Below are 11,974 nucleotides of genomic sequence, written 5' to 3'. Positions count from 1 at the left end.
TCGATTGCACAGGGCTGAAATAAAGTAGCGAGATTTGCTTCACACGGACTTCCAGATAAACGGTTGCGAAAGCTCTGGGATTATTTTTCACGGTAAAATTTACCCAGATCTTATGTCAAAAGAATCACCATTACTACCTGCTTCCGACTTTGTTAAAGTACGAGGTGCCAAAGAGAATAACCTGAAAAATGTGGATCTTGAAATTCCCAGAGGTGCACTGGTCGTATTTACTGGTGTCTCGGGCTCGGGCAAATCATCACTAGCATTCGGGACCTTGTATGCTGAAGCACAGCGTCGTTATCTGGAGTCGGTCTCTCCGTATGCCAGGCGACTTTTTAATCAGATGTCCATTCCTCAGGTCGACAGTATCGATGGTCTTCCTCCGGCCATCGCTTTGCAGCAGCAGCGGGGAGCAACCAGCACACGTTCCTCAGTGGGCAGCGTCACAACGATTTCAAATCTGATCAGGATGCTCTATTCGAGGGCAGGAGACTATCCTGCCGGCCAATCCATCGTATACGCAGAATCGTTTTCACCAAACACACCTGAAGGCGCCTGTCCGGAATGTCACGGTCTGGGCGTTGTTTATGAAGTGACCGAGCGTTCGATGGTGCCCGATGATTCACTTTCGATCAGAGAAAAGGCCATCGCGGCATGGCCCACCGCATGGCAGGGGCAGAACCTACGCGAAATATTGATGACGCTCGGTTATAATGTGGACATTCCCTGGCGTGATCTTCCGAAGAAAGACAGGGATTGGATCTTGTTTACGGAGGAGCAACCGGTTGTTCCGGTTTATTCCGGACTCACGATGGCACAAGTCCAACAAGCCCTGGCGCGAAAGATGGAGCCTAGCTATATGGGTACCTTTACCGGCGTCAAGCGGTACGTGATGCAAACATTTGCCAATTCACAGAGCCAGGCGATGAAAAAGCGCGTGTCCAAATTTATGTTGAGCGCCCAATGTCCTGTCTGTTATGGAAAGCGCCTGCGTCCCGAGCCTTTATCCGTAAAGTTTGCGGGAATGGACATTGCGGAATTTTATCAGCTTAATATCAAGAGTTTACGTGAAATAATATCCTCATCCGTAAAAGCCAAAAGTACCGATCTGGACCAGAAACATCCCGAAAAAACATTGGTGCTTCAACGGATAGGTCAGGATCTTTTATCCCGCCTGGATGTGCTGATTGATCTCGGACTTGGGTATTTGACCCTTGAAAGAAGCACCCCGACACTTTCGCCGGGAGAATTGCAGCGCCTGCGGCTGGGGACCCAAATACACTCCAATCTTTTTGGCGTCGTCTATGTGCTCGACGAACCGTCGGCAGGTCTTCATCCAGCCGACACACAGTCATTGCTCCGGGCACTGGACCGGTTAAAGGCAGCCGGGAATTCGCTTTTTGTTGTCGAACATGAGGTAGAAATCATACGCCATGCGGACTGGGTTGTGGATGTAGGGCCGGGCGCGGGTGAAAAGGGGGGTGAAATACTTTACAGTGGTCCGTTGCCGGGATTGGAAAAGATTGACAAGTCCGTTACAAGGCGGTATCTGTTCAATGTGGATCAAAGTCAAAAGTTTGAAAGAGAGGCAAAAGGGTGGCTGCGGCTAAGGGACGTAAGCCGAAATAATTTGAAGCATGTGGATGCCGACTTTCCAATAGGCGCATTGACCAGCGTAACCGGCATATCCGGCTCGGGTAAGAGCAGTCTGATCAGCCAAGCGCTTGTAGAGCTGGTTTTGGAGAAATTAGGACAGCAAATACCGGGCGTTGAGGATCAGGAAGATAACCTTCTTCAAACCGAAAGACCGCAAACGACTACGGGGTATATCTCAGAAGGGATGAATCATATCCGCAGGTTAATACCAGTAGATCAGAAACCGATCGGACGCACGCCCCGGTCAAACCTGGCCACCTACACAGGCCTATTTGATCATGTCCGTAAATTGTTTGCAAATACCAAAATGGCAAAGGGAAGGAAATACGACGCAGGTCGTTTTTCTTTCAATGTTGCAAAAGGTCGCTGTCCGAACTGTGAAGGCGAAGGCTTTGTAATGGTTGAGCTTTTGTTTCTTCCCAGTGTTTATACACCCTGTCCGGTCTGTCAAGGAAGCCGTTACAATGAAAAGACGCTCGAAGTTACTTATAACGACAAAAATATAGCCCAGGTGCTTGCCTTGACTGTGGATGAGGCATTTGACTTTTTTGAGTCTGAACCTCAGATCAACCGGGCACTGGATGTTGTTCGTCAGGTTGGTCTGGGGTATCTGCGCCTTGGGCAACCGGCTACCGAGCTTTCCGGAGGCGAAGCCCAGCGAATAAAGCTGGCCACCGAGTTGCAGCGGGCCCAGCATGGCAATACATTATATATTCTTGATGAGCCCACAACAGGGCTGCATCCTTCCGATGTCGATAATTTACTTGTCCAGCTCAATAAGCTGGTTGATCAGGGGAATACGGTCATTGTCATCGAACACGATATGCATGTCGTCGCAAACAGCGACTGGGTGATCGATGTCGGGCCGGGTGCCGGAGATGAAGGCGGTAAAATCGTTGTTTGCGGATCGGCAGCGACTGTTGCCGTTGAACCGGCAAGTCAAACGGGAAAATATTTAGCTAGCTATTTTAATGAGAAAACGCCATTAAAAAATTCAGGATGATCTCTTATGCCGATTGGCTAATAAATCGACGCCTAAATTTTTAGCTTGTGCTAGTGGGTTAGCATATAGTCTGTCGAACCGGAAAAGTATTTTGGGTTGTAAGTTGTATTGGGCTGATAATCAAATCAATGATGGTTAAATATTATTTTCATTTTAAGATCTGCATAAAAAGTTCCGTTTGGTCGCGGCGACCGGCATCGAATCAAAATGGCATGAAAATATCACAAGAGCTGGGTTTAATGGTAATTTTTCGCGCTTCAAAAAGCAAAAAAAGCCCCTCAACTTGCGTTGAAGGGCTTTTGTACCCAGAGCCGGAGTCGAACCGGCACGAGTGTAACCTCATTGGTGTTTGAGACCAACGCGTCTACCGATTCCGCCATCTGGGCATTCTCTTACTTGTTGGGAGTGCAAAAGTAGGGAGAAAAAGAGATTAAGCAAGTTTTCTTGTTTAAAAAAATGGATAGAAATTTAGTCGCATGGGAAGGACCACGCACAACTTGCTTATTCATAGCGCAATGCTTCAATAGGGTCCAGCCTGGATGCCTTGATCGCTGGATAAATTCCGGAAATGACGCCTACGAAAACACAGACCACAATACCCATCAGCATCCACAGCCAGGGTACTACAAATGAACTGCCGCTACTGATCAGATTGGAAATGACATTGCCAATGATAATGCCCAGGAAAAGTCCCGCGATGCCACCTAAAATGCAGACTACGATGGCTTCGATCAGGAATTGGAAACGAATTACCCGTGGCGTCGCACCCAGCGATTTCCGGATACCGATTTCCCGGGTACGCTCGGTAACCGATACGAGCATGATGTTCATCAAAGCAATGGACGCACCCAAAAGGGTAATGATGCCGATTCCGAATCCTCCAATACGCAGGTAGCCGGTTACTTGCTCGAAATCCTTGGCCATGGCGTCGGCGCGATCGATTTCGAAGGAATCTTGTTTTCCAAGGTCGTCGCCCCGGATTCTTCGCATAATGCCCCGGGCCTCTTCAACGATAAAATCCCCGTCTGTAGCATTCGTAGGAGAAGCGGTGATGCTGTAAGTCAGTGCCTTGTTTGCGGCAAGGCCGCGACCGTTTTCAAGAGGGACCAGGATAATCCGGTCCGAATCATTATTTCCGCCCAGGGAGCCCTTTTTCTGCAAAACCCCAATGACCCGATATTTACTTCCCATAAATGTAACCTGCTTATTAATCGGGTCAATCCTGACAAAAAGTTTGCGCGCGATTTCCTGGCCAAGTACAGCAACATTCAATGAATTTTCCTGGTCGTTTTTGTCAATGTTACGTCCCTGGTCTATTTTGTACCCGTTGATGGCCAGATAATTTTCGTCAGAGCCTACTACGTTGCTGTTGGGATTTGTTTTGATAGACTGGTAGTTGACCTGTACCGCCCCGCCAATGCCTGCGGAAAGCGAAGCTGTGGCAGGGTAGGATGCCTTGAATTTTTCGGCAAACAAATGCGCCTGCCGATAGGTAATAGGTGGGTATTTCTTCCGCCGACGGCCCCTGTCGAAAAAATCGTCGTCGTACATATTTCTTACGGTAAAAGTATTGGCGCCGAGGTCGGCGAAACTGCTGTTCACCGAATTTTGCATCCCCTCAATGGCAGTAAGGATTCCTACAAGCGACGTGATACCGATGGCAATGATCAATCCAGTGAGCACTGTCCTTAAAAGATTACTCTGGATGGACCGGAGTCCTTCATCTATATTTTCGCGGATGTTCATAAGTGCTTATAGCAGGTACACCATTAAAAGATTTCTGTCGTTAAATACCGGAAATAGGAAAGAAAAACGGGTCTTTGGAGGATAAGACTTTTCGGAACGTTCTAATTTCTTCCTATATTTAGTATTTACAATATGTAAAACTGCGCATGAAACCTCAAAGAATCAAACCAGTGATACGCCTGTTTATCCCGCTTATCATTTTTTTAGCTATATCGTTTAAAAGCACCTCTAACAGGCTTTTGATCCCTATGGACGAGAGCCAGAAGAACCATTTGAAAGCGTATGGAATCTCTTACTGGATCCTCAAAAACTTTGAAATGGAAATGGATTGGCTGCTGAACTACCGGGGAGGTAGTTTTATGGTGGCGTACACCCAGCAGTTTGCTTCGGAAATGACTGTGAGAGGAGTAAGTTTTGAAGTGATTTCAGAAGGCCAGGCAGGGCAGATCCTGAGCCAGATCAGCGCGCCGGATGTGAATATGGATGCGGTAAAGTTGCAGAAAGCGCCTAAAATCGCAGTTTACTCGCCTAAATCAAAGCTTCCATGGGATGATGCCGTCACGCTTGTGTTGACGTACGCGGAAATACCTTACGATGTAATTTACGACGATGAAGTATTAAATACGAAACTTCCCGAATACGATTGGCTGCATTTGCACCATGAAGATTTTACCGGGCAGTTTGGCAAGTTTTTTCAATATAAGGATTACCCCTGGTACCGTGAACAAAAGCGTGAGGCAGAGGAAACGGCCAATAAATTTCAGTTTGCCAGCGTGCCGCAGATGAAACTGGCGGTGGCCAAAAAAATCGCCGAGTTTGTGAGCGGCGGCGGTTATATGTTCGCCATGTGCAATGCCACGGATACTTTTGATATTGCCCTTGCCGCCGACGGGATAGATATCGTCGAAGCAATGTATGACGGCACGCCTGCCGATCCCACCGCCAACGGCAAGCTCAATTACGATAACACTTTTGCTTTCAGAGATTTTAAAACCATTCCGTATCCTTACGAGATTGAGTTTTCGGATATCGACAATCAGCCCGACGAGCGCGGGCTGAGCGAATCAAACGATTTCTTCTCGCTTTTCCAGTTTTCCGCCAAATGGGACCCCGTGCCGAGCATGCTAACCCAAAATCATCAGACATTGATCAAAGGATTTTTGGGACAAACTACGGCCTTCAAGAACCGCCTGATCAAACCGGAGGTCATTATCCTGGCGGAGAATAAATCTGCAAAAGAGGCCCGTTATATTCACAGCACCCACGGAAAAGGGTTCTTTACCTTCTATGGCGGCCATGATCCCGAGGATTATCAACACAGGGTAGGGGAAGAGCCAACGGACTTGAATTTACATCCCAATTCAGCAGGTTACAGGCTGATCCTCAACAATATTCTCTTTCCCGCCGCCAAGAAGAAAAAACTTAAAACCTAAGCGGATCAGACAGCTTACAGAAGTGATGGTTCCAAATCACACAAACCGTGCGCTAACGCACGGTTTTTTCTTTTTAAAAATCCATTAATTAATTGATTTACAGGAAATTATAGTTTGGTATGGAATTGTGGTTAAAAAGGTCACATTAGCCATGAAATCATCATTCCAAACCTCCAGTCAATTAGTAATGGATCGGGAAATTGCACCGGAATTAGTTAAAACAACCAGAAACCGACGATGGCTGATCATTGTGGTTGTCGTCGTCGCCATGGTCACCCTATTATTTTTGTTCCGAAAATCGCTGACGAGCTCGCTGGAAAGCGCGCGGGTTCGGACAGGTATCGTCGAAACCGGCGACGTGGAAAATACTTTGACGGCTTCCGGAGAGATTATCCCCGCTTACGAACAAATTTTCACCAGTCCGATCCGCGCAAGTATCAAGAAAATACTCCTTACGCCGGGAACGAAGGTACAACCTGGACAGCCGATTCTGGAGCTGGACAAATCTTTGACCCAGATCGAATTTGAGCGCTACCAGGATCAGCTGGAATTAAAGCGCAACAGCATAGACCAGCTCCGGATGAAGCTGAATAAGGACCTGTACGATGCCGAAATCAATGACAAGATCAAATCGCTTAATATCAATAAGCTGAAAGCTGATTTTGAAGACGCCAGACGGCTGATGAAGATAGGCGGCGGAACGGCCGAAGACATTACAAGGGCAGAAAATGCACTCAAGATTGCGGAACTGGAAAAGCAGCAGCTTGAAAATGACCTGAAATACAACCGAGAGTCGATGAGCGCCAGCCTGAAGGAAACCGAACTGGGTGCCCAGATAGAAGGGAAAAATCTTCAGGAATTACAACACAAACTCAAGATGGCCGATATCATTGCCGACCGCAGGGGAGTACTTACCTGGGTGAATGAAAACATTGGCTCGTCGGTCAACGAGGGCGAAATGCTCGCGAAAGTCGCGGATCTGGGGAGTTTCAGGGTGGAAGGGAGTTGCTCTGACGTGTACGCGGACCAGGTTAAAACCGGGCTTTCGGTGATCATCAAGATCAATGAAACGATGCTGAGAGGCGTGGTTACGCAGGTGAAGCCGGCTGTAAAGGACGGCGTCATTGGTTTTTCCATTCAACTGGAGAATGCGAGAAACGAATCGCTGAGGCCTAATATGAAGGTTGAAGTTTACGTGGTTACCAGCAAAAGCCTTCACACGCTCCGGGTCGCAAACGGACCGGCCTTTACGGGGAAAAGAAAACAGTTTGTTTATGTTTTGCAGGGTAACAAGGCTTATCGCAGAGAGGTTGAGACGGGTTTATCCAATTTTGATTTTGTGGAAATCAAAAGCGGTTTGAAACTGGGTGAAAAGGTGATCCTGACGGACATGAATTCTTACGAGCACCTGGAAGAGATTTCAATCCAATAACGCCATGAGAAATCTTTTTATCCTCGCTTTCCTTTTTACCGCAGGGCAGCCAGCCTGGTGCCAGGTAACCAGGCTTACTTTGCAGGAAGTGGTGCAAACGGCCAGAGAGCAATCCATTGCATCCAAACAGGCGATTACGCAGAAGAAAACGAACTTCTGGCAGTACCGCTCGTTCCTGGCGGATTATAAACCGCAGCTCAGCCTGACCGGCTCGGTGCCAAATTTCACGCGCTCCTATATCGAAGTGGTTCAGCCCGACGGGACTGTTTCCTTTCAGCCGGTGTCCAACAATAACTCATTGGTCGCGCTGTCGCTAAGCCAGAGCATTGCATTAACTGGCGGCAAAGTCTATATCCAGCAGCAATTGCAGCGTTTCGATGATTTTGCGAGAAACACGACCCGATATAATGGTATACCCTTTGAAATCGGGTTCAGCCAGCCGCTTTTTATGTTCAATGCGATGAAGTGGGACCGGAAGATCCAGCCGCTGAAATACCAGGAGGGAAACCAGCAGTTTGTGCAGTCGCTCGAACAGGTCGCATTGGACGCGACGGGGTTTTACTTCGATTTGCTCGTCGCTCAGGTAAATCTTCAGATCGCTGAAAAGAACCGCAGCAATAATGATACTCTCTATAAAATCGCACAGCATAAGCTGCAGCTAGGGAAAATTTCGCAGAACGATCTTTTACAGCTTCAAATGGGCTTACTCACCGCCCAAAAAGACCTGGCTTCGGCACAGCAGTCCGCAGCGGTGGCGTCCCTCAAACTGAAGATGTATATGAGCTCCCGGGATGAGCATGAGCTTGTCCTCGAAATACCTCTGGAAGCGGGTGAATTTCATGTCGACACCCGGCTTGCGCTGGATGAGGCATTTGCCAACCGCTCTGCGGCCATTGGTTTCCGGCGAAAACTGCTCGAAGCCGAGCGGGATGTGCAGTATGCCCGAAAGGAAAATGGCCTTAATGCATCATTGAATGCAACATTTGGACTTTCGAACCAGGGAAACTTGCCGGGGGAAATTTACGTCAACCCGCAAGACCGGGAGTTTGTAGAGTTGCAGCTCACGCTGCCGATCATGACCTGGGGACGAAATAAAGCGCGGACAGAAGTAGCCAGGGCTAACCAGGAATTCGCCCAGCAGTCTGTGGAACAGGATAAGCTGACTTTCGAGCAGGAGATTTTTACGCAGGTTACCCTTTTGCAAATGCTTCAAAAGCAGGTCAAGCTGACCAAACTGGCCGATAACATTGCGGCCGAGCGTTACCAGATTGCAAAAGACAGGTTCATCCTGAGCGATTTGAGCGTAACAGACCTTGGCATCGCAACCCAGGAAAAAGACATCGCCCGCAGGGATTATATCTTAGCACTGAAGGGTTATTGGCAGTCTTACTACAGCCTGCGCCTGCTCACATTGTATGACTTTGAACACAATCAAAAAATAAGTTACTAACCAGCAAAAGAGCCATGATTAAACTACAGAACGTAGAAAAAGTTTACAGGACCAGCTCCATTGAAACCCTTGCTTTGAACAACATCAACCTGGACGTGAAAAAAGGAGAGTTCATTTCCATTATGGGACCTTCGGGTTGCGGAAAAAGTACGTTGCTAAATATCATGGGGTTGTTGGATGTGCCTTCAAAAGGACATATCGAAATCGATGGGAGTAAGGTTGAGACATACAATGACAAGGATCTCGCGCATTTGAGGAACCAGAAACTGGGATTCATTTTTCAAAGTTTTCACCTGATCAACGACCTGTCGGTGATCGATAATGTAGAAATTCCTTTGCTTTACCGAAGCAGTTCGGGTAAGCAAAGGCGGGAACTTGCGCAGGAAGCATTGGAAAAAGTAGGGTTGAGCAATCGGATGAAGCATTTTCCAAAACAGCTGTCGGGCGGACAAAAACAAAGGGTCGCGATTGCACGCGCCATCGTGGGCAAGCCTGAGATCATCCTGGCCGATGAACCTACCGGTAACCTGGACAGTGCCATGGGTAACGAAATCCTGGGTATCCTTCAAAAACTCAATGAAGGGGGCGCTACGATCGTAATGGTCACTCACGACGACGCGATGGCGAAGAAGACGCACAGATTAGTGAGGCTGTTCGATGGAACGCAAGTGATGTGATGTGTCACTTTTTGTTTTGACCGTTTACAACTATTAACCCCATCATTGAAATGCTCTCAAACTATATCAAAATTGCCTGGAAAGTACTGCTGCGGCATCCTTTCTATACATTCATCACCTTGTTCGGAATCAGCCTGACCCTTACGGTGCTGATGGTCGTGACCTCCTTTCTCGATCATCTGTTTGGGGCGCATTACCCGGAAGTGAACCGCAGCAGGTCTCTTTACATTGGCACCGTGATGCAGCGGGATTCCGCGAAGACCTCGATGTCGACCGGACCGGCCTCATTTCCATTTTTGACAAAACATGCAAGATCCCTGAAATCCGCTGAGCGTGTCTCAATCTTTTCCAATTTCAGTTTTTCCAACACCTATATCAATGGAAAGAAAATAAAGCTGAATACCAAATATACCGACGCCGATTTTTGGTTTGTGACGGGTTTCGAATTTCTGGAAGGCAAGCCTTACAATGAGAACAATATCCAGAATGGAGATCACGTGGCGGTGATCACCGACGGGCTGCGAGACCAATACTTTGAAGGAGGCGGGCCGGTTGTTGGTAAATCCATCGAGATTGAAAATATCAATTATCGGGTGATCGGCGTGGTGAAGGGTAGCCCGCCTACGCGGGTATATACTTATTCTGACATTTACTTCCCCTATACCGCACCCAAGAGCAATTATGAAAACAAAGGCATGCGGGGCCGGTACGTGGCTATCGTATTGGCAAAAAGCGCCTCGGACTTTCCGGAGATACAATCGGAGTTTAACAGCCATATTGCATCCATTCCCATGGAAGAGGTTCGGGACGGGGGAAATTTTACCATCCTGATCGTCAGAGCCGACAAATATTTCGATCATTTCCTGAACACCTTTGCAAGGGACGATACGCAGAAAGTTCTCTTTTATTCGGTTGTGGCTTTGATTATCATCATGTTCATGGGTTTGCCGGCCATTAACCTCGTCAATGTGAACGTAAGCAGAATACTCGAAAGGGCTTCGGAAATAGGGGTACGAAAAGCTTTTGGTGCGCCTTCCAAAGCATTGCTCTGGCAGTTTATCATTGAAAATGTCTTTATCACAATGATCGGAGGGGTGTTTGCGCTTGGCTTATCCTTCCTGATCATTCAATTTATCAATTCGGCTGGATGGATAGCTTATGCGGACCTGACGATCAATTTCAATGTCTTTCTGATCAGCATTGCGGTTTGTCTTTTGTTTGGATTGCTCTCCGGTGTATTGCCCGCGTTCAGAATGTCCAAGTTGAAAATCGTAGATGCATTGAAATCCTGATTCACTCATCGCACCGGTTACCGGTTAATCATTCAAAATTATGTTAAGACATCTTTTCAAGCTCATATGGAATAAAAAGGGCACCCATTCTTTACTGATCATTGAGATATGGGCCTCTTTCCTGGTTCTTTTCGGAGTACTTACACTCATTGTTTACAATGTCAGAAATTACCTTCAGCCGATCGGCTTCGAATACGAGCACGTCTGGAACCTTGAACTTGCTTCCAATCAGGATACGGTTGACGTGGCCGGGAAGTTGCAGCGTGTCATGCAAAGGCTAAAAACATACAAAGAAGTGGAGTCTGCGTCGCGTATGAGCAGCAATACGCCGTTTTCTGCCAATCAGATAGGTAACTCCTTATCATACAAAAAAGTGGTAGTCCCTTGTGATTCTTATGATAGCGATCCAAACCTGGCGAAAACCATTGATTTACCTTTGCAAAAAGGAAGGTGGTTCAATGAAGGCGATATGGTCGGAAAATTTGTCCCGATCGTGATCAACAAAAAAATGGCCGACAAATTGTTCCTGGACGAGTCTCCTTTGAATAAGTTGATCAAGGCTGATGATGACAAGTATTTCAAAGTGACAGGGGTGGTGGAGCGGTTCAAAGCCAAAGGAGAGTTTATGTCGGATAATCCCATGGTAGTGAAAATGATGCCAAAAGACCATCCCTGGAATTCCAATTATCTGATCAAAACACGCCCCGGTACCGACGCTCATTTTGAGGCCAGACTGGTTAAGGAAATTGCCATGATGCTTCCAGGCTGGGGAATTGAAGTGAGTTATCTGAAAGACTCCCGCTTGAACCGGCACAATCTGACCCTTGTTCCTGTGGTTATCTTTCTCATTATCAGTGGATTTTTGCTTACTAACGTAGCATTGGGGCTGTTCGGAATATTGAACCTGAATATATCGCGACGCAAAAATGAAATTGGATTGCGACGCGCTATGGGTGCAACAGAGGGAAGGGTTACCATACAGTTTTTAGGAGAAATATGGGTATTGGCGACTTTTAGTCTGATATTGGGATTAATATTCGCAGTCCAGTTTCCTTTAATGAACGTATTTGATATGGAAAGCGGCGTGTACATCATGGCGATTTTCCTGGCAGTTATAGTAATTTATATCATTGTAACGCTTTGCGCCTGGCTCCCGAGCAAGCAGGCATCGCGGATACACCCGGCGGTGGCATTACATGAAGAATAAAAGGGTGAAGGGGAATGGTAAAAGGTGAAGGGTTAACGGGTTACGGCCTTAGCCACTGACCTACAAATGCCCGCCTCA

8 protein-coding genes and 1 tRNA gene are annotated in these 11,974 nt (G+C 47.3%); 7 read left to right on the top strand and 2 right to left on the bottom strand.

All coding sequences use genetic code 11. The features are described 5' to 3' along the window. Nucleotides 1–112: 112 nt before the first annotated feature. A complete protein-coding gene (uvrA, locus tag AC1XUF_RS06825) occupies nt 113–2,659 on the top strand; it encodes an excinuclease ABC subunit UvrA (RefSeq protein WP_483340923.1) in 2,547 nt (848 codons plus the stop codon). Nucleotides 2,660–2,961: 302 nt separating this feature from the next. On the opposite strand, the gene AC1XUF_RS06820 is transcribed toward uvrA, so the two are convergent. After that, nucleotides 2,962–3,045: transfer RNA gene (locus AC1XUF_RS06820), tRNA-Leu, on the bottom strand. A gap of 115 nt (nt 3,046–3,160) precedes the next feature. Next, a complete protein-coding gene (locus AC1XUF_RS06815) occupies nt 3,161–4,405 on the bottom strand; it encodes an ABC transporter permease (protein WP_483340922.1) in 1,245 nt (414 codons plus the stop codon). Between the two features lie 170 nt (nt 4,406–4,575). Between AC1XUF_RS06815 and AC1XUF_RS06810 the strand changes: the two genes are divergently transcribed. The 6 genes from AC1XUF_RS06810 to AC1XUF_RS06785 all read left to right on the top strand — a co-directional run bounded on the left by AC1XUF_RS06810 (nt 4,576) and on the right by AC1XUF_RS06785 (nt 11,896). Continuing rightward, complete coding sequence (locus tag AC1XUF_RS06810; protein WP_483341284.1) at nt 4,576–5,838, top strand: asparagine synthetase B; 1,263 nt, start codon at nt 4,576–4,578, stop codon at nt 5,836–5,838. Nucleotides 5,839–6,025: 187 nt separating this feature from the next. Further along, complete coding sequence (locus AC1XUF_RS06805) at nt 6,026–7,270, top strand: efflux RND transporter periplasmic adaptor subunit (protein WP_483341283.1); 1,245 nt, start codon at nt 6,026–6,028, stop codon at nt 7,268–7,270. 4 nt (nt 7,271–7,274) lie between these two features. Continuing rightward, nucleotides 7,275–8,720, top strand: coding sequence for a TolC family protein (locus AC1XUF_RS06800; RefSeq protein WP_483340921.1), 1,446 nt, complete (start codon nt 7,275–7,277; stop codon nt 8,718–8,720). 14 nt (nt 8,721–8,734) lie between these two features. Beyond that, on the top strand, nt 8,735–9,397 hold the full coding sequence (locus AC1XUF_RS06795; RefSeq protein ID WP_483340920.1) for an ABC transporter ATP-binding protein: 663 nt from the start codon (nt 8,735–8,737) through the stop codon (nt 9,395–9,397). A gap of 50 nt (nt 9,398–9,447) precedes the next feature. Further along, complete coding sequence (locus AC1XUF_RS06790) at nt 9,448–10,689, top strand: ABC transporter permease (protein ID WP_483340919.1); 1,242 nt, start codon at nt 9,448–9,450, stop codon at nt 10,687–10,689. 40 nt (nt 10,690–10,729) lie between these two features. After that, a complete protein-coding gene (locus AC1XUF_RS06785; RefSeq protein WP_483340918.1) occupies nt 10,730–11,896 on the top strand; it encodes an ABC transporter permease in 1,167 nt (388 codons plus the stop codon). Nucleotides 11,897–11,974: the final 78 nt, after the last annotated feature.

This window comes from Dyadobacter sp. HNCC25DJ185, from assembly GCF_056895195.1.
Note: the sequence above shows the minus strand (reverse complement) of the source record. Positions and strands in the feature narration are given on the sequence as shown.